Origin of the sequence: Micromonospora sp. NBC_01638 (genome assembly GCF_045209745.1) — a bacterium.
Classification (GTDB): domain Bacteria; phylum Actinomycetota; class Actinomycetes; order Mycobacteriales; family Micromonosporaceae; genus Micromonospora.
The window spans coordinates 270,631-288,601 of sequence record NZ_CP109273.1; the positions used below are offsets into that span (position 1 = coordinate 270,631).

The following is a 17,971-nucleotide window of genomic DNA, read 5'->3' on the forward strand; positions in this document are numbered from 1 at the left end:
CGTTGACTCAGCTCATCAACGAATGATCAGAGGGGGCGACGTCCCACCGCAGCGGGGCATCCGGGGCTGAGGCTCTGCGTACGCTAGCAGTGTCCACACAACCCCTCAAGTTGTTGTTTTTGTTGCCTGGTAACCGCAATCCACCATCGATCGGTCCACCCCGGAGGCACGAAGGCCGGCCAACCGGCAGGCGGCGAGCACCGCGGCGCGAACGATGACGGTCGGACAGTACAGCTCCTTGCCGTACCACAGTGGACGGTGGTCCCGGGTGCCGGATTCGTGGAGGTAGGCGTGCCCACGGGCCACCGCGTCGTCGACCCGGGGCACCGTCGTCGGCACCGCCAGCAGCACCTGGAGGGCGTACGCGGTCTCCTCGGCGGTGCCGTCCCACCGCCCCCACGAGCCGTCCGCGCGCTGGGTGTTCAGCACCCAGCCGGCCGCCCGATCCACCGCCTCGGCGGCGGCCGCGCCCCGGCCGAACTCGGCCAGCGCCAGCACGCAGCAGGCGGTGGCGTAGTACGGCGATGCGTGCCACCGGTCCTGCCAGGGGCCGTCGGCGAGTTGGTGTGCCGGCAGCACGGCGCTGAGCCGCTCGACCGTCCGGTGGTACCGGGCGTCCGCGCCGGGGTGTGCGGCCACGTGCTGGCCGAACGCGTCCAGCACGTGCGCGTTGGTGGTGACCGAGAAGCCGTCCTCGCTCCCCGGCCAGGTGCAGAAGCCGTCCGCCGTCTCGTACGCCCACAGGCTGGCCGGGTCGGCCGGACGGCCGAGCCGGGCCAGCGCGTCCAGCGTGACCGAGGTGGTGTCGGCGTCGGTCGGCAGTCCCTCGCCGGTGGCGACGCCGTCGGCGCCGGTGGCGGCGGCCAGGGTGCGCAGCACGGTCTCCGGCGGATTGACCGGGACACCGGCGCGGCGCAGCCCGCTGAGCACCCAGGCCCGCTCGAACACGGTGGTCGGGGTCGGGCAGGGCACCGGGCCGCCTCCGTCACGGATCAACGCCCGCAGGAAGGCGTGCGCGGCGGGGCCGGCGGCCGGGCCGGCCGCGGTCAGCCAAGCGGCGGTCGCTGCGGGCGACGCGCCGACGGCGGTCAGGGTCGGTCCGGCGTCGGCCGGTGTCGCGTCCAGCACCTCGTAGAAGTGGGCCAGCTTCGTCGGCAGCGCCGCACCGGCGGCCACCGCAGCGCGTACCGCGCGCAGCCGGTCGGACCCGAGCCCCGCGGGCAGCGCCAGCGGCGGGCGGGGCAACCGCTCGGCGGTCGCCCGGTCCAACCGGGTCAACCGGCCGTTGATCGACTCGACCAGCGCGGGGACGATGAGGTCCAGCGCCGGGGTGTCCGGCAACGCCCGCGCGTGCGTGGCGAGCAGCTGGCCGGTGAGCGCGTCCAGTCCGCGTGCCACCGGAGCGAGCAGGTCCACACCGGTCCATCCGTCGGCCAGCGCCGCGAGCAGAGCGTCGGTGGCGCTGAGCGTGGGCACCAGGGCGTACCCCTCGGGTGGGCCCCACGCGCCGTCCGGGCGCTGCTCGCGCAGCAGGAACCCGATCCGCTGGTGATGTCCCGGCAGCCAGGCCGCACCGGCGACGAGCCGGCCGCTTTCGTACACCGAGGGGGCGACCTGCCCCCACGGACGCAGCGCCAGGCCGGCGATCAGCTCGCGGGCGGCGTCGGCGACCGGGTCGGCGGCGGTCCCCGCGTCGACGAACACCCGGGTGGCACCGTCACTCATCGCGCGCCCCCCAGAAGTCCGACAGTTGGTAGAAGCCGCCGGTGAACGAGATCTGCCGGTTGAGGTAGTCCGCCTGGCGGGGGCACCGCTCGGCGAGGGCGGCCAGGTCGCCCCGGGACCGGGCGGTCAGCTCGGCCAGCCGGTCGTGCACCTGCGCCGGGTCGTCCACCAGCGAAAGGGCGTTCAGGTCACCCCACTCGTCGTCGCGCCCCTGGGTGGCGAGGTCGTTGACCAGCCGCAGCACCCGCTGCACGCCACGTCCGGCGTCCAGCAGGTCGGTCAACTGGGCGAGGGTCTTCTCGTCCCCGGTGGCGATCCAGTGGGTGACGTTGACGAAGCAGGCGGCGGAGTTGTCGGCGTTGTCCAGGTAGCGGTCCAGGTCCGGCAGGCGTCGCCCGGTAATCGGGTCGGTCGGCAGGTTCTTCCAGTCCCACTCCCGCGCCACGGCGGCGAGCATCCGGGCCAGCTCGTCGCGCCAGATCGGGCGCAGCCGGGCGAACGCCGGCACAGTGGCCAGCTCGTCACGCAGGTCGGCCAGCAGTCGTGCCAGGTGGCGCCCCGGTGGCGCGGCGGCGCCGTCGGCCACCGCCAGGCAGTCGGTCACCATCTGCCGGACGTCGTCGGCGGACCGGGCGAGGTAGTCGACCTGCCAGTCGGCGGCGAAGACCCAGAGCACGGTACGCGTGGTGATCCGCAGTTCGGCAGCGGTGTGCCAGGGCGCGATGAAGGCGACCGTGGTGGCCACCGAGCTGAGCAGCGCCGGGTCGAACGGCGCGGCGTCGAACAGCTCGGGATGGGCGGCGGTGACAACCTGTAGGTCGCGTACGCCCTGCACGGCGACTGCGCACACCCGGCCCTGCTCGGCGACAGCGTCCTGACCGGCCTGCGCCGGTCGCGGCGCCCCCGTCACGATGCGCCCGGGCGCTCGACCGGGCTGAGGATGAGCTCGGCCCGCTGCTTGGGTTGCAGCGAGGCACCCATCCGCGGGGTGAGGTCCACCGGTTCGCGCAGCCGGAAGCGGTAGCGGCTCAGCACGGTGCTGACGATGAGCTGGGCCTCCAGCAGGAACAGGTACTGCCCGAGGCACTGGTGCGGGCCGCCGCCGAACGGAAAGTAGGAGTAGCGGTAGCGCCGTCGGGGCAGCTCCGGCGCGAACCGCTCCGGGTCGAAGAGCGCCGGGTCGTCCCAGAACGTCGACATCCGCTGGGTCACGTACGGGCTGACCAGCACGGTGCCGCCGGCTTTGATCCGCACCCCGCCCAGCACGTCGTCGCCGACCGCGGTGCGCGGGATCATCCAGCCGGCCGGGTAGAGCCGCAGCATCTCGTCGAGCACCATCCGGCCGTAGCGCAGCTGGGGCAGGTGCTCACGGCCGACCCGTTCGGCGCCGACCACCTGCTCGATCTCGTCGGTCATCCGCTCGGCCACGTCGGGGCGGGACGCCAGCACCGGCCAGAGCCAGGAGAGCAGGGCGATGGTGGTCTCGGTGGCGGTGGAGAACATCGCGACCACGTCGCCGCGGATCGCGTACTCGTCGGGTTCGCTGCCGTCGGCGCGCGGCCGGCAGAGGGTGGAGATGATGTCGTCGCCGTCGCTGGGATGGGCCCGGGCCTCCCGGATGATCGGCAGCACCACCTCGTCGATGGTGCGCACCGCCTCGCGGAAGGGCCGGTCGCCGGGCATCGGCACCGCGTACGGCACGGCGGGCATCAGCAGTCGTGGGAGCATCGCGGTGGTGAGGGTGTCCAGCGCGCCGCTGATCCGCAGCGCATCGGGGACCGAGATCCGGTCGGCGAAGAGCACCCGCATGGTGGTACGCAGGACGATCCGGGTCAGCTCGGCGCCGCCGTCGATCGGGCGGCCGGCGCGGGCCGGTTCAAGCCACTCGTCGACCGCCTCGTTGATCGCCTCGGCCATCTTGTCGACGAGCGTCTCGGCCCGCTTGGCGGTGAACAACGGTTGCAGCGCGCCTCGGCTGGACTCCCAGACTTCACCCTCGGCGACCAAGATGGCGTCACCGACGATCCGACGCACCGGTCGCCAGAGCAACCCGTCGCCGTCGCGGGTGTAGTTGGCAACGTTGTCCCGCAGCACGCGTTGCAGGTGCTCAGGATGGCTGACCAGATAGGGGCGGAACGAGCCCAGATTGAGCCGGATGACCTCGCCGTCGGCGGCCTGCGCGAAGTCGACCAGCGCGCCGAGCGGATTGCGGACGAGTGCGGGCAGTGCACGCCGCAGCGGAATCATCCGGGGTTCGGTGCTGGCGGCGGGGCCTGCCTGGGACACCTGCGACATCGAAACCACGTCTCCTCGTCGTCCCGGCGACCGCAGCGGTCCACTTCGGTCGGGCAGGTGGTTGAACGTTCACCTTTTGGGCCGACGGCCAGCATCTCACCAAACGCGAGGCACCTCCAGACTTGTGGACAGTGGAATTTCCACCTCACATAATTCGTGGGCGTCGATGCTGCCGCCCGCCATGGTCGCCCTACCCCAAACCGCGACCGGGGACGCACCGGTACCCCCGAATCCGGGCGATGCCGGGCACCCTGTGCCAGGCTCTGTGGCATGGACGACAAGACCATCCTGAACCGGATCTCCGAGCTGGTCGACGAGGAACACAAGCTGCGTGCGGACGCCCAGGCCCACGAGTCGGGCACCGAGGGCGAGCCCAGCGAGCGACTGCGCGCCCTGGAGGAGTCCCTCGACCAGTGCTGGGACCTGCTGCGCCGTCGGCGGGCCGCCCGGGAGACCCACGGCGACCCGGACGCGCAGGGCGAACGCCCCAAGCCCGAGGTCGAGCGCTACCTGCAGTAACGGCGGAGCGGGTCGGGCGGTCCGGCCGCCCGACCCGCTCCCATCAGCGGATGCCCGCCTCGCGTAGCAGCTCTCCGGTCAACGCGCCGGGATCGACCTGCTCGGCGGGCAGACCCCGGGCCGCGAACCAGGTGCCGACCACCCGCACGTCGCGGGCCAGGAACTCCGGCCCCTGCGGGTTCGCCACCACGTCGACCACCTGCGGCAGGTCGATCACGACCAGCCGCCCCTGGTGCACGAGCAGGTTGTACGGCGACAGGTCGCCGTGCGCGTAGCCGGCCCGGGCCAGCACCCGCAGCGCCTCCACCAGTTGCGCCCACAGGTCGCGCAGCTCGGCCGGGCCGGGCCGCAGCTGGGCCAGCCGGGGCGCCGCCTCCCCCGACTCGGCGTCACCGACGAACTCCAGCATCAGCTCGGTGCCCCGCACCTGCACCGGGTACGGCACGGCGATCCGGTCGTGCCCGGCGCCGATCTCCCAGAGCCGGGACAGGGCGGCGAACTCGGCCGCGGCCCACTGCCCGGCGATCATCTGCCGGCCGAACGCCGTCCGGCCGGCCATCGCCCGGTTCTCCCGGGACCGGCGCACCCGGCGACCCTCCAGGTAGCCGGCGTCCCGGTGGAACAGCCGGTGCTCGGGGTCGCGGTAACGCTTGACCGCCAGCAGGCAGGACCGGTCGGTGTCGGGCACCGCCCGACGGACCAGGTGGACGTCCGCCTCCTTGCCGGTCTTCAGCACACCCAGCTCGGTGTCCTTGGCGGCCAACTCGGTGACCAGCCAGTCCGGGTGCGGCTGTGGCCCGTGCACGGCGTCGTCCCAGGACGACCAGCGCTCGCCGGTGTCCGGGTCAGGTTCGCTGTCCGGGTCCGCGGGCGGCTCGGTGGGCCGCCCGCGCTTCAGAAACTGCGGTTCGTCGTCGTCGAAACGGCTCTTGCCGCGGCTCCGGCGCTCAGGCGCCGGAAGGTCGTGATCGCGCACTGTGGCGAGGTTCCTTTGGTCGAGGCTGAGAAAGGCAGCTGGAAGCGACCTGCGAAGACGGCCATGACCGACCCCCTCTTCTTCTCGACCGGGGCACGCCCGGGATGCACCATGCGCCGACAATGCTCGCCGCCGCACCGCAGCCGGTCAACCGATTTACCGCACCGCCCCGAACAACGGCGAGACCTGGCGAGCGACAGCCAGAAACGAGCGAAACCTCAGCGGGCGAGGATGGTGGCGACCGCGGCGATCAGCCCGTCCGCGGTGTGACTCGGCGCGAATCGGACGTCCGACCAGGTGCGCCCCCGGTGCAGCCAGACGCTGGGCAGCCCGACGGCGGCGGCACCGCCGATGTCCGCCTCCGGGCTGTCGCCGACCACCCAGGCGCCGCGCAGCGGCATCCGGACCCGCTGGGCGGCGAGCGCGAAGATCCGCGGGTTGGGCTTGCTGACTCCGGCCTCTTCGGAGATCACCCAGTCGGCGACGTAGCGGTCCAGGCCGGTCCTGCGAATCTTGGCGTCCTCGACGCGTACCGTGCCGTTGCAGACCACCACCGGCACCCAGCCGACGTCGTCGGCGATCCGCAGCGCGCAGGCGATCAGCGGGTCGAGCCGGGTCTGCGCCACCACCCCGTCGTGCAGCTCCTCCACCAGGTCGATCGAGGGGATGCGCAGCTCGTAGCGGTCCCGGATGGCGTCCGCGAGATCCCAACGGTCGGTCAACCCGTCGGCGTCGATCGAGACCAGCCAGTCGATGTCGGTGGGGGGCGCGCCGATGCCGTCCAGGAAGCGCTCACCCCAGCGGCGGAACGGCCCGGCCCGATCCAGCAGGGTGTTGTCCAGGTCCAGCAGGAGCAGTGGCACTCGGGCACCCTACGGGACCGACGTGTCCGCCAACAGATCCGGCGGGTATCGACCTGAGGACGGGCTCAGCCGGACATCGACACCCGAGGGCTGCCCTGGTCCGGGAGCCGATCGGCGAGCATCGAATGGGCCGCCCGGGTGGCCGCGAGGGCGTCGGGGTCCAGCGTCGCCACCAGCACCGCCGTGCCGTCGTCGGCGCCCCGAGTCAGCACCCGTCCCTGCGGGTCGTAGATCGCCGCGCCGCCGTTGAACCGCCACGGGTCGACGCCGCCGACCGCGTTGGAGAAGACCACGAACATCGTGTTGTCCAGGGCTCGCGCGGCGTAGTACAGGTCCCGGCGGTGCTCGGAGCCGGCCAGGTATCCGCTGGGGCACAGGTAACCGTGTGCGCCGTCGAGAGCTGCGGCCCGGCCGTGCTCCGGGAAACAGCCGTCGTAGCAGATGCCGAGCCCGAGCCGCCAGTCGTCGACGAGCAGCGTGGCACCTCGACCGCCGGCGCTGAACAGCTCACGTTCGTCGCCCCACAGTTGCTGCTTGTCGTACCCGACCCGGGCCGTACCGGCCCGATCGATCACCAGCGCGGCGATCGTCCGCCGGCCGTCCGGGTGCCGGGCGGCGGCGCCGACCAGCGCGGTGACGCCGGCTTCGCGCGCCGCGGCGCGCAGCGGGTCGAGCCGGGGATCCGCGACCATCCCGACCGGGTCGGCCGCGACGTCCGTGCCGGCCGGGTCGGCGGCGAGGGTCGGCGGGTGGTACGCGCAGAGGAACAGCTCCGGTAGGACGACCACCCGGGCGCCCAGTTCACCAGCTTGGCGGACCAGGTCGGCGGCGGTGACCGCGTTGCCGGCGACGTCACCCGGCGTCGGCGTGGCCTGAACGCTGGCCACGGTCAGCGGGGCGGTGGGCACGGTGCGGGGCAGGGTCACCGGGCGATAGTAGTCGGCGGCATACCAAGCCGTACGTACGGTTTGCATGCCCCGGTCTGACCTGCAACGATCGACGCGTGCCCAGAGTAAGCCAGGACCAGCTCGACGCGCGCCGGCAGGAGATTCTCGCCGCCGCACGGGCGTGTTTCGCCCGGCTCGGCTACGAGGGGGCGACCGTCCGCCGCCTCGAGGAGGCCACCGGCCTGTCCCGAGGCGCCATCTTCCACCACTTCCGCGACAAAGATTCGCTGTTCCTGGCCGTCGCCGAGGACGACGCCGCGGCCATGGTCGAGACGGTGGCCCGTAACGGTCTGGTGCAGGTGATGCGCGACCTGCTCGCCCGCGCCGTCTCCCCCGACACCACCGGCTGGCTGGGCAGCCAACTGGAGGTCTCCCGCCGCCTGCGCACCGACCCGGCGTTCGCCCAGCGCTGGGCCGAGCGGTCCGCCGCGATCGCCGAGGCGACCCGGGACCGGTTGGCCCGCCAGCGCGACGCCGGGGTGCTGCGCGAAGACGTACCGATCGACGTGCTCGCCCAGTTCCTGGAGCTGGCCTACGACGGCCTGGTGCTGCATTTGGCCATGGGCCGACCCGCCGGTGACCTGGGTCCCGTGCTCGACCTGGTCGAGGAGGCAGTTCGCCGCCCCTGAGGGGTGGGGCACCGGTCCGCCGGACCTGGCGAGGCTGATCCACAATGAGGCCGCCGATCCCCTCCGGTGACAGGAGCAGTCGATGAACATCTACGCCGCGTCCGGCGACACCTGGGGCATCCCCGGCCCGACCTTCCTCCGGTACTACCTCGTGGCGGCTGCCGTGGTGGTGGCGATCGCGGTGTACCACCGGGTCCGTCTCGCACTCGGATCAGGGGCTGTTGCCATGGCTGGCCCGCTCGGGCCGCAACAGGTCGCGTACCTCAATGGTGGACCTCAACTCGCCGTGCACGCCGCTCTCGGCGGGCTGCGCGGCAGCGGCGCGATCGGCGTGAAACCGGACCGTCGGCTGACCACCATCGGTGCCACGCCGGTCGGGCTCACCCCGCTGGATCAGGCCATCCACTGGGCCGCCCACCGGCACTCGCGGGTCCGGGACCTGCCGCAGGACGAGCGCGTACGCGTCGCGCTGCACCAGCTCCGCAACGGCCTGGAGCAGCGCGGGCTGCTGACGAACGACATGCAACGCCGACGTGCCCGCTTCTGGACCACGATCCTGTTCGCCCTGCTGGGTCTCGGTGTGCTCCGGTTGATCTCCGGTCTGATCAGCGGTCACCCGTTCGGTTACCTGCTGCTGACCCTGATCCCGCTCCTGACCGCCACGCTGGTGCTGCGCCGGGCGCCCCTGCGCACCCGGGCCGGCCGGGCCGCGCTGCACGGCGTCCGCCGGGAGCACTCCCACCTCGCCCCGGCCTCCGCGCCGGCCTACGCCACCTACGGAGCGGCCGGCGCGGCGATGGGCGTGGCCCTGTACGGCACCGCCTCACTCTGGGTGCTCGACCCGGGCTTCGCCGAGCAGGCCGAGATTCAGCGCCAGGCCGCCGCCAGCAGCGGCTGGACGGGTGGCTCCGGCGGCTCGTCAGGTGGCGGAGGCGACAGCTCCGGCGGAGACGGCGGCAGTTCCTGCGGCGGTGGAGGTGGCGGCTGCGGCGGCGGGGGGTGCGGCGGATGACCGGCCCGTCCGGGCTCGGCATCGGCTGGCGTCCGGAGATCGCCGGCTTCGTGGCCGAGCTGCCCGGGTTGCGCTTCGTCGAGGTGGTGGCCGAGTCGGTGCCCGCGTCCGGACCCCTCCCACCGGGCCTGGCGCAGCTGCGCGAGCGCGCGGTGACCGTCGTACCGCACGGGGTGCGGCTCTCCCTGGGCGGCGCCGAGCCGGTCGACCCGGCCCGGGTCGCCCACCTGGCCGCGGTGGCGCAACGCGTCGACGCCCCGCTGGTCAGCGAGCACATCGCGTTCGTTCGAGCCGGCGGCCTGGAGGCCGGGCACCTGCTGCCACTGCCCCGCAGCCGGGAAGCCGTCGCCGCGGTCTGCGCCAACGTGGCACGGGCCCAGGCCGAGCTGCCGGTGCCGATCGCGCTGGAACCGATCGCCGCGTTGGTCGACTGGCCCGACGACGAGTTGGACGAGGCGGACTTCCTCACCGAGATCCTCGACCGGACCGGGGCACTGTTGCTGCTGGACGTGGCCAACGTGCACGCCAACGCCCGCAACCGGGGCGCCGACCCGTTCGCGTTGCTGGACCGTCTGCCACTGGAGCGGGTCGCGTACGCCCACGTGGCCGGCGGCGCGGAGCACGGCGGTTTCTACCACGACACCCACACGGATCCGGTGCCGCCGGCGGTGCTGGAACTGGTCGGCACGCTCTGCGCCCGGCAGCGACCACCGGCGTTGCTGCTGGAACGAGACGGCCACTACCCACCGGCAGCCGAGTTCCGCGCCGAACTGGACGCCCTGGCCGCCGCCGCGGGCTTCCCGGCCGTGACATGAGCGCCGCGCGCGACGGCGCCGGCACGCGGCCCTCCGGCGAACTCGCGGGGCTCGCCGAGCGCCAGGCGGAGCTGGTGGCGACGCTGGTCGCCGGAGGGCCGCCGCCGCCCGGGTTCGCACCGGCCCAGTTGGCCGCCACCCGGGCGGCCCTGCTGCGCAAACGCGCCGGCGAGGTGGCCCGGCACTGGCCACTGCTCGCCGCCGGCCTCGGTGCCAGGTGGTCGACGACCTTCGCCGGCTGGGCCGCCCGGCGACCGACCGCCGGGTCACTGCGCGACGGTTGGGACCTGGCCCGTGCGCTGCACGAACAGCGTGCGCTTGCCCCGGCGGCCGCCGAGGAGTTGGCCGTCCGGGAGGCGCGTCTGCACTACGACGGGCTTCGGGCGCCGCGTACGCGCCGGTTACCGGCGGTGGGCCGCGCCGGCGGCGCCGTCGCGGTGCAGATCGCCGGACGGGTACGCCTGCTGCGCCCCGCCCCGCGTCCAGCGACAGCGCCCACCTCGCGCGGCGGGGGTGTGCCGGATACGGCAGGATCGGCCTCATGGATCTCGGACTGACCGACCGCGTGTACGTCCTCACCGGCGCCTCCCGCGGCCTGGGTTACGCGACCGCACAGTGCCTCGTCGCCGACGGGGCGCGGGTGGTGCTCTCGGCCCGGGACCCGGACGCCGTGGCCGCCGCCGCGCAGCGGCTGGGAGGCCCGGAACACGCCGTCGGGCTGACCGCCGACCTGCGCGACCCGGAGACCCCGGGGCAGCTCGTCGCCGCCGCCCAGGAGCATTTCGGCCGGCTCGACGGTGCCCTGATCTCGGTCGGCGGGCCACCGCCGGGCAACGCCGCGGCGGTCACCGACGAACAGTGGCGGCTCTCCTTCGAGACCGTCTTCCTGGGCACCATCCGCGCGCTACGCACGATCGCCGGCGCATTGCCCGACGGCGGTGCGATCGGGCTGGTGCTCTCCACCTCGGCCCGGGGCCCGGTGCCCGGCCTCGGCATCTCCAACGGTCTACGGCCCGGCCTGGTCGGAGCCGCCAAGGACATCGCCGACGACTACGGCCCGCGTGGGGTTCGGGTGGTCGGCCTGCTGCCCGGCCGGATCCTGACCGACCGCAATCGGGAGCTCCTCGCAGCGACCGGCGACCCGGAGCGGGCCCGCGCCGAGGCGGAGGCCGGCATCCCGCTGCGCCGCATCGGCGACCCGGCCGAGTTCGGCCGGGTGGCCGCGTTCGTGCTCTCCCCCGCCGCGAGCTACCTGACCGGTATCACCCTGCCGGTCGACGGTGGCGCGCTGCGCGGGCTGTGACGCCCGACCCGGTCGAAGATGCCCGTGCGGTGATGCTTGGGAAGGCCCGGCCGACCCGGGCGGGCGGTGTCGACCGACCGGTCACCAAAACGTCAGTTGGCGGCGGCGGGCGGCAGCACCTCGTCGGCGCGGTAGGTGCCCAGCGGCATGACCACCGGCTCGGGGCCGGTCGCGTCGACGAACGGGGTGGGCGAGTCGGCGACCGCGAACTGGGTGCGGTACAGCTCGGCGTAGAGCCCGCCGACCGCGACCAACTCGTCGTGCCGTCCCCGCTCGACGATCCGCCCGCCGTCCAGGACCAGGATCTGGTCGGCGTCGCGCACGGTGGAGAGCCGGTGTGCGATCACCAGGGCGGTTCGCCCGGCCAGCGCCACCGACAGCGCCCGCTGCACCGCCGCCTCGCTCTCCGAGTCCAGGTGTGCGGTCGCCTCGTCGAGGATCACGATTGACGGTGCCTTGAGCAGCACCCGGGCGATCGCGATGCGCTGCTTCTCGCCGCCGGAGAACCGGTAGCCGCGCTCCCCGACGGTGGTGTCCAGCCCGTCGGGCAACGACCGGACCAGATCGGCCACCTGCGCGCCAGCCAGCGCGGCCCAGATCTCGTCGTCGGTGGCGTCCGGCTTGGCGTAGCGAAGATTCTCGGCGATCGTCTCGTGGAACAGGTGCGAATCCTGGGTGACCACACCGATCTCGTCGCGCAGGGAGGCGAGCGTGGCGTCGCGGACGTCCACCCCACCGACCAGCACCTGCCCGTCGGTGACGTCGTAGATCCGGGAGATGAGCATCGACAGTGTCGACTTGCCCGCACCGGACGGGCCGACCAGCGCGACCATCTGCCCGGGCTGCACGCTGAACGACACCCCCTTGAGCACCGGCTCGTTGACGGTCCGGTCGAGCGTGGCGACCTCCTCCAGGGAGGCGAGGGAGATCTCGGCGGCGCTCGGGTAGCGGAATCGGACGTCGCGGAAGTCGACCCGGCCGGCGCCCCGGGGCACCGGCACCGCGTCGGGCTTCTCCTCGATGCCCGGTTTGAGGTCGAGCACCTCGAAGACCCGGTCGAAGGACACCAGCGCGCTCATCACGTCCACCCGAACGTTGGAGAGGGCGGTGAGCGGACCGTACAGGCGGGTGAGCAGCAGCGCGAGCGTCACCACGGTGCCCGCGCTGACGCCGCCGGTCACCGCGAGCCAGCCACCCAGGCCGTAGGTGAGCGCCTGCGCCAGTGAGGCCACCAGCAGCATCGCCACGAAGAACGTGCGGGAATACATTGCGGACTGGATGCCGATGTCGCGAACCCGCTCGGCCCGGTCGGCGAACCGACGGGCCTCGATCTCGGGCTGACCGAAGAGTTTCACCAGCAGCGCACCGGCCACCCCGAACCGCTCGGTCATCGTCGCGTTCATCTTCGCGTCGAGGTTGTACGACTCGCGGGTGATGTCAGCCAGCCGCCGACCGACCCGGCGGGCCGGAATGATGAAGATCGGCAACAGCACCAGCGAAAGCGCGGTGATCTGCCAGGAGAGGGTGAACATCACCGCCGCGGTGAGCACCAGCTGGATGACGTTGCTGACCACACCGGACAGAGTCGAGGTGAACGCCCGCTGGGCACCGAGCACGTCGTTGTTGAGCCTGCTCACCAGGGCGCCGGTCTGGGTACGGGTGAAGAACTGCAACGGCATCCGCTGCACGTGATCGTAGACCCGGGTGCGCAGGTGGAGGATGATGCCCTCGCCGATCCGGGCGGAATACCACCGTTGGGCCAGCGAGAGCAGTGCGTCGGCGACCGCCAGCGCGGCAATGAACAGGGCGACCCGCACCACGAGTCGGCCGGCCTCGGTGCCGCCCCGGTTGATCGCGTTGATCACGTCGCCGGCGAGCACCGGGGTGGCCACGCCGATGATGGCGGCCAACACCACGGTGGCCAGGAAGACGACGATGTCGCGCCGGTAGGGCTGGGCGAAGGCCACGATGCGCCGGGCCACCCCGCGCTTCAGCCGGTGGGTGGAGACCTCGTCGCGGTTGCGCATCGACCGGAGCATGCTCCACCCGGCCATGCCACCGCCGGACATCGGGTTGGACATCGCTCACCTCCGGGTCGTCGGGCAGACCGCACCGTCAGGTCAATTCTCCCGACGACTGTGACAACCTCGGTCGTAACCCGGATCTTCCCGTGCGGTCCTTACCTATTCTCCCTGTCCAGCCAGGTCGCGCAGCCGGCGGGTCTGCGCCTCCCGCTCGGCGCGCTGCTGGTCGGCGTGCGACCGCCCCGCCGCACCGGCGAGCAACGCCTTGATCTCCACCACCGCGTCGCGGGCCCCGGAGAGCAGACCAGCGGTCAGGTCCTGGACCGCGCCGTCCAGCTCGGCTGGTGGCACGACCAGGGTGGCCAGCCCGATCCGGTCCGCCTCGGCGGCGTCCAACCGGCGGCCGGTCGCGCAGATCTCCAGCGCCCGCGCGTAGCCGACCAACTCGACGAGGCGTTTCGTGCCGGCCAGGTCGGGCACCAGACCGAGGGTCACCTCAGCCATCGACAGCTTCGCGTCCGCGGACAGCACTCGCAGGTCACAGGCGAGCGCGAGCTGGAAGCCAGCACCGATCGCGTGACCCTGCACGGCCGCGACGGAGATGACGTCCGGCCGGTGCAGCCAGGTGAAGCCGGCCTGGAACTCCGCGATGCGCTCGGCGCACTCCTGCTCGGGTAGCGCGGCCAGCTCCGCGAAGGAACCCGGGCCGGAAGCACCAGCCACCGCGAGGTCGAGGCCGGCGGAGAACGCACGGCCCTCACCCCGGACCACCACCACCCGCACGTCGCCGGGCAGGTCGCGGGAGAAGTCGCTCATCGCTCGCCACATGGCGGGCGTCTGGGCATTGAGCACGTCGGGCCGGCACAACGTCACCGTGGCAACCGGCCCGTCGCAGGTCAGCCGAACCCCGGTCGCCTCGGCGGTCACCGGGCGGCCCGGGGCGCGGCGCTGGTCGACGACGCTGAGTGGCGGGTCACGCCTTCTTGCGGCGCCGGGCACCGCCGCGTTGACGCAACTGCACCCCGGATTCGGTGAGCACTCGGTGGATGAACCCGTACGAACGGCCGGTCGAGGCCGCCAACGCACGGATGCTCTCCCCCGAGGTATACCGCTTTACCAGGTCCTTGGCGAGCGTCTGACGCTCGGCTCCGACGATCCGGCGACCCTTCTCAGTGCTGGTGGCTGTGCCAGTGGCTGCCATGCTGTGTCCTCACGTCCCAGACTGTGCGGTTCGGATACGGTCCCACCTATTAGACCGCCTCGAACGATCATGCGCCAGATATCAACTCTTCGCCATCCGACACGCTATGCAATGTCAGCTTCCCGATAGAGTGATCCTGGCGATCGGCCCCCGCCGCAGCGTCCCTGCGTACCACCGCGGCGCGCTGGCACCTGCCGATGACCCGTAGCCTGCGATCGTGATCCACCTGCTGAGCACCGCAGCCGGAGCTGCCGTTGTCTTCGCCGCCACCGACATCGACGACATCGTCATCCTGACCCTGTTCTTCGTCGCGGCCCGCACCATCGGCCGACCCCGCACCTGGGAAATTGTCGCCGGCCAATACCTGGGCATCGGTGCGCTCGCGCTGGCGAGCGCGGCGGTCGCGGCCGGGCTACTGGTGGTGCCGGACCCGTGGACGGGGTTGCTCGGCCTGCTACCGATCGCGCTGGGCGTCCGCGCGCTGCGCGGCTCCGACGACGACATGAACCCCACGGTCGTCACCGGAACGCTTGGTGTGGCCGGGGTGACGATCGCGAACGGGGCCGACAACGTGGCCGTCTACGTACCCGTGTTCCGGACCCTCGGCATCGGCGACAGCGCGGTGTTCCTCGGGGTCTTCGTGCTGTTCGTCGCGCTGTGGTGCGCCGCCGGAGCCTGGTTGGGCGGCCACCCCCGGGTGGTCGCGCTGGTCGAGCGCGCCGGCCACTGGCTGGTGCCGGCGATCTTCATCGCCATCGGGGTGGTGATCCTGGTCAGCTCCGGCGTGCTCAACCGGCTGGTCGACCTGCTCGGCTGAGGCTGGGCCCCGCGCCTCGGCGGAGGCTGAGCCGAGCGCCCGTCCGAACGCGATCAGGCCAGCTCGACCAGCTCGAGCAGGTCGTCGCTCCAGGCGTCCTCGTCGCCGTCGGGCAGCAGGATGGCGCGGTCCGGCTTGAGCGCCAGCACAGCGCCCGGGTCGTGGGTGACCAGGACGATCGCGCCCGGGTAGTTGGCAATGGCGTCGAGCACCTGCTCCCGGCTGACCGGGTCGAGGTTGTTCGTCGGCTCGTCGAGCAGCAGCACGTTGGCTCCGGAACAGACCAGGGTGGACAGGGCCAGCCGGGTCTTCTCGCCACCGGAGAGCACCCCCGCCGGCTTGTTCACGTCGTCACCGGAGAAGAGAAACGCGCCGAGGATCTTGCGCAGATCGGTGTCGGGCTGCTCGACGGCGGCGGCGCGCATGTTTTCCAGCACGGTCCGCTCCACGTCCAGCGTCTCGTGCTCCTGGGCGTAGTAGCCCAGCCGCAGGCCGTGGCCGGCGTGCACCTCGCCGGTGTCCGGAGTGAGCAGCCCGCCGAGCATGCGCAGCAAAGTCGTCTTGCCGGCGCCGTTGAGCCCGAGGATGGCCACCCGGGAGCCCCGGTCCACCGCGACGTTGACGTCGGTGAAGATCTCCAGCGAGCCGTACGACTTGGACAGGCCGGTCGCGGTGAGCGGGGTCTTGCCGCACGGCGCGGGGTTGGGGAAGCGCACCTTGGCCACCCGGTCGGCGACCCGGACCTCATCCAGGCCGGAGATCAGCTTCTCGGCGCGACGGGCCATGTTCTGCGCGGCCACGGTCTTGGTGGCCTTGGCCCGCATCTTGTCGGCCTGCGCCATCAACGCGCCAGCCTTCTTCTCCGCGTTGGCCCGCTCCCGGCGGCGGCGCCGCTCGTCGGTCTCGCGCGCCGCCAGGTACGCCTTCCAGCCCAGGTTGTAGACGTCGACCACGGACCGGGTGGCGTCGAGGAACCAGACCTTGTTGACCACCGACTCCAGCAGTGCGCCGTCGTGGGAGATCACGATCAGGCCGCCCTTGTGGTTGGCGAGGAAGCTGCGCAGCCAGGTGATCGAGTCGGCGTCGAGGTGGTTGGTCGGCTCGTCGAGCAGCAGGATGCCGCCGCCGTTCTCCCCCGCGTCGCGGAACAGGATCCGGGCCAGCTCGATGCGTCGGCGCTGACCACCGGAGAGAGTGCCGATGGTCTGCGCGAGCGCCCGGTCCGGTAGGCCGAGGTTGGCGCAGATCCGGGCGGCCTCGGCCTCGGCGGCGTACCCGCCCAGGGCTGCGAACTGGTCCTCCAGCGCGCCGTAACGGCGGACCAGCTTCTCGCTGGCGTCCTCGGCGAGGCGGGCCTCGACCTCCTGCATCTGGGACATCAGCACGTCCAGGCCGCGCGCCGAGAGCACCCGATCGCGGCCGGTCACCTCCAGGTCGCCGGTACGCGGGTCCTGTGGGAGGTAGCCGATGGCGCTGCGCTGGTCGATCTGGCCGCCGTACGGCTGCCCCTCACCGGCGAGCACCTTCAGCGTGGTGGTCTTGCCGGCGCCGTTGCGACCGACCAGGCCGATCCGGTCACCCGGCTGCACGCGCAGGGTGGTGTCGGACAGCAGGATCCGGGAACCGGCACGCAGTTCCAGGCCGGTGGCAGTGATCATGTATTCGGGCTCGCTCTCGGGGTCTGGAAGGCTGACTCGGGGCACGCGAAACGGCCGGCGGGCTCAAGGGGCCCGACGGCGCGGGGCGGTTCAGCCTTCGCAGCGCAGCACCCGACAAGTGTACCGGGCGTCGCTGGGCGGCCCGCCCGGATTACCAATCAAGATCATCGGGTACCGGAACCGCTGTCCGGACTCCGTCCGGCACTTCAACGACAGAACGACATCCAGACGACAATCACGGCATACGGCGATCGGGGTCAGCATGGAACTCAACGAACGGGCCGAACTCGACACGTCCCAGGTCAATGACCGGGGCCGGGGCGGCGGAGGCGGTGGCATGGGTATTCCACTGCCCGGCGGCGGTGGTCGCGGCGGGCTGATCGGCATCGTGGTGGCGGTGCTGGTCGCGCTGCTCGGCGGTGGGTTCGGCCTGAACGCGATGACCAACGGCGACGAGGGCGGGCAGGCCGGCGGCACCGACCTGGAGCAACTGTGCTCGCGCGAGAACACCAAGCGCTTCGACGACGTACGCTGCCGCAACCTGCTGTTCGTCAACAGCATCCAGGGCTACTGGGAGAAGGCGTACCCGGAGTTGGGCAAGGGGAAGTACGAGCCGACCGATACCAACTACTTCCAGGCCGCCGTGAACACCGGCTGTGGTCAGGCCGACTCGGGCGTCGGCCCGTTCTACTGCCCGGCCGACCGGCAGGTGTACATCGACCTGAGCTTCTACGACGAGCTGGCCTCCCGGTTCGGCGCCAAGGGCGAGTTCGCCCAGCCCTACGTGCTCGCCCACGAGTACGGACACCACATCCAGAACCTGCTCGGCACCAACGAAAAGGCCGGCCAGGGCGACCAGAGCGGCCCCCGCTCCGCCTCCGTGCGGTTGGAGTTGCAGGCCGACTGCTACGCCGGCGCCTGGGCCGAACACGCCACCGAGAGCAAGGACAAGACCGGTCAGGAGCCGCTGTTCACGTCGATCACCCAGACCGACATCAACGAGGCGCTGAAGGCCGCCGAGGCCATCGGCGACGACAGCATCCAGGAACGCTCCGGTGGGCAGGTCAACCCCGACTCGTTCACCCACGGCACCTCCGCGCAGCGGCAGCGCTGGTTCCAGCAGGGCTTTGCCAGTGGCGACCCGAAGACCTGCGACACCTTCGCCACCGACCAGCTCTAACCCCAAC

18 protein-coding genes are annotated in these 17,971 nt (G+C 72.2%); 8 read left to right on the top strand and 10 right to left on the bottom strand.

Annotated elements, in window-relative coordinates; translation table 11 throughout:
- Positions 1 to 105: 105 nt before the first annotated feature.
- The 3 genes from OG811_RS01135 to OG811_RS01145 are packed head-to-tail and all read right to left on the bottom strand — an operon-like array spanning position 106 to position 3,969.
- A complete protein-coding gene (locus tag OG811_RS01135; RefSeq protein ID WP_406071437.1) occupies positions 106 to 1,725 on the bottom strand; it encodes a prenyltransferase/squalene oxidase repeat-containing protein in 1,620 nt (539 codons plus the stop codon).
- A complete protein-coding gene (locus OG811_RS01140; RefSeq protein ID WP_406071439.1) occupies positions 1,718 to 2,635 on the bottom strand; it encodes a terpene synthase family protein in 918 nt (305 codons plus the stop codon). Before OG811_RS01140 ends, OG811_RS01135 begins: the two co-directional genes overlap by 8 nt.
- On the bottom strand, positions 2,632 to 3,969 hold the full coding sequence (locus tag OG811_RS01145; RefSeq protein ID WP_406075443.1) for a cytochrome P450: 1,338 nt from the start codon (positions 3,967 to 3,969) through the stop codon (positions 2,632 to 2,634). Before OG811_RS01145 ends, OG811_RS01140 begins: the two co-directional genes overlap by 4 nt.
- Before the next feature lie 321 nt (positions 3,970 to 4,290).
- Between OG811_RS01145 and OG811_RS01150 the strand changes: the two genes are divergently transcribed.
- Complete coding sequence (locus tag OG811_RS01150) at positions 4,291 to 4,539, top strand: DUF2630 family protein (RefSeq protein WP_272612535.1); 249 nt, start codon at positions 4,291 to 4,293, stop codon at positions 4,537 to 4,539.
- 43 nt (positions 4,540 to 4,582) lie between these two features.
- Here the strand turns inward: OG811_RS01150 and OG811_RS01155 are convergent, their stop codons facing one another.
- The 3 genes from OG811_RS01155 to OG811_RS01165 all read right to left on the bottom strand — a co-directional run bounded on the left by OG811_RS01155 (position 4,583) and on the right by OG811_RS01165 (position 7,304).
- Complete coding sequence (locus OG811_RS01155) at positions 4,583 to 5,515, bottom strand: serine protein kinase RIO (RefSeq protein WP_406071441.1); 933 nt, start codon at positions 5,513 to 5,515, stop codon at positions 4,583 to 4,585.
- 218 nt (positions 5,516 to 5,733) lie between these two features.
- Positions 5,734 to 6,378 carry an HAD family hydrolase gene (locus OG811_RS01160; RefSeq protein WP_406071443.1) on the bottom strand — a complete coding sequence of 215 codons (645 nt, stop codon included), beginning with the start codon at positions 6,376 to 6,378 and terminating at the stop codon, positions 5,734 to 5,736.
- A 65-nt stretch (positions 6,379 to 6,443) separates the two neighbouring features.
- Entirely contained in the window at positions 6,444 to 7,304 is an 861-nt protein-coding gene (locus tag OG811_RS01165; RefSeq protein WP_406071444.1) for a carbon-nitrogen hydrolase family protein, read from the bottom strand.
- A gap of 77 nt (positions 7,305 to 7,381) precedes the next feature.
- Between OG811_RS01165 and OG811_RS01170 the strand changes: the two genes are divergently transcribed.
- The 5 genes from OG811_RS01170 (at position 7,382) to OG811_RS01190 (ending at position 11,084) form a co-directional block, all read left to right on the top strand.
- On the top strand, positions 7,382 to 7,954 hold the full coding sequence (locus tag OG811_RS01170; protein WP_406071446.1) for a TetR/AcrR family transcriptional regulator: 573 nt from the start codon (positions 7,382 to 7,384) through the stop codon (positions 7,952 to 7,954).
- 82 nt (positions 7,955 to 8,036) lie between these two features.
- A complete protein-coding gene (locus tag OG811_RS01175; RefSeq protein WP_406071447.1) occupies positions 8,037 to 8,966 on the top strand; it encodes a TIGR04222 domain-containing membrane protein in 930 nt (309 codons plus the stop codon).
- A complete protein-coding gene (locus OG811_RS01180; protein ID WP_406071449.1) occupies positions 8,963 to 9,781 on the top strand; it encodes a DUF692 domain-containing protein in 819 nt (272 codons plus the stop codon). Before OG811_RS01175 ends, OG811_RS01180 begins: the two co-directional genes overlap by 4 nt.
- Positions 9,778 to 10,338, top strand: coding sequence for a hypothetical protein (locus OG811_RS01185; RefSeq protein ID WP_406071450.1), 561 nt, complete (start codon positions 9,778 to 9,780; stop codon positions 10,336 to 10,338). Before OG811_RS01180 ends, OG811_RS01185 begins: the two co-directional genes overlap by 4 nt.
- Positions 10,323 to 11,084: an SDR family oxidoreductase gene (locus tag OG811_RS01190; RefSeq protein ID WP_406071452.1), complete on the top strand. Its 762-nt coding sequence runs from the start codon at positions 10,323 to 10,325 to the stop codon at positions 11,082 to 11,084. The genes OG811_RS01185 and OG811_RS01190 overlap by 16 nt, the downstream gene beginning before the upstream one ends.
- Before the next feature lie 92 nt (positions 11,085 to 11,176).
- Here the strand turns inward: OG811_RS01190 and OG811_RS01195 are convergent, their stop codons facing one another.
- The 3 genes from OG811_RS01195 to OG811_RS01205 form a co-directional block, all read right to left on the bottom strand.
- The gene (locus OG811_RS01195; protein WP_406075444.1) at positions 11,177 to 13,153 is read right to left on the bottom strand and encodes an ABC transporter ATP-binding protein; all 1,977 of its coding nucleotides are present in this window, start codon (positions 13,151 to 13,153) and stop codon (positions 11,177 to 11,179) included.
- A 114-nt stretch (positions 13,154 to 13,267) separates the two neighbouring features.
- Positions 13,268 to 14,035, bottom strand: coding sequence for an enoyl-CoA hydratase/isomerase family protein (locus tag OG811_RS01200; protein ID WP_406071454.1), 768 nt, complete (start codon positions 14,033 to 14,035; stop codon positions 13,268 to 13,270).
- 46 nt (positions 14,036 to 14,081) lie between these two features.
- Positions 14,082 to 14,309 carry a helix-turn-helix domain-containing protein gene (locus OG811_RS01205; protein ID WP_007462679.1) on the bottom strand — a complete coding sequence of 76 codons (228 nt, stop codon included), beginning with the start codon at positions 14,307 to 14,309 and terminating at the stop codon, positions 14,082 to 14,084.
- 217 nt (positions 14,310 to 14,526) lie between these two features.
- Between OG811_RS01205 and OG811_RS01210 the strand changes: the two genes are divergently transcribed.
- Complete coding sequence (locus OG811_RS01210) at positions 14,527 to 15,126, top strand: cadmium resistance transporter (protein ID WP_406071456.1); 600 nt, start codon at positions 14,527 to 14,529, stop codon at positions 15,124 to 15,126.
- Between the two features lie 53 nt (positions 15,127 to 15,179).
- Here OG811_RS01210 and OG811_RS01215 read toward each other — a convergent pair whose 3' ends face one another.
- Positions 15,180 to 16,784 (bottom strand): ABC-F family ATP-binding cassette domain-containing protein, encoded by a 1,605-nt coding sequence (locus OG811_RS01215; RefSeq protein WP_406071457.1) that lies wholly within the window; start codon positions 16,782 to 16,784, stop codon positions 15,180 to 15,182.
- A 262-nt stretch (positions 16,785 to 17,046) separates the two neighbouring features.
- On the opposite strand from OG811_RS01215, the gene OG811_RS01220 reads away from it, so the two are divergent.
- Positions 17,047 to 17,964, top strand: a complete 918-nt coding sequence (locus OG811_RS01220) for a neutral zinc metallopeptidase (protein ID WP_406071459.1) — start codon at positions 17,047 to 17,049, stop codon at positions 17,962 to 17,964.
- The last annotated feature ends 7 nt before the right edge of the window (positions 17,965 to 17,971 follow it).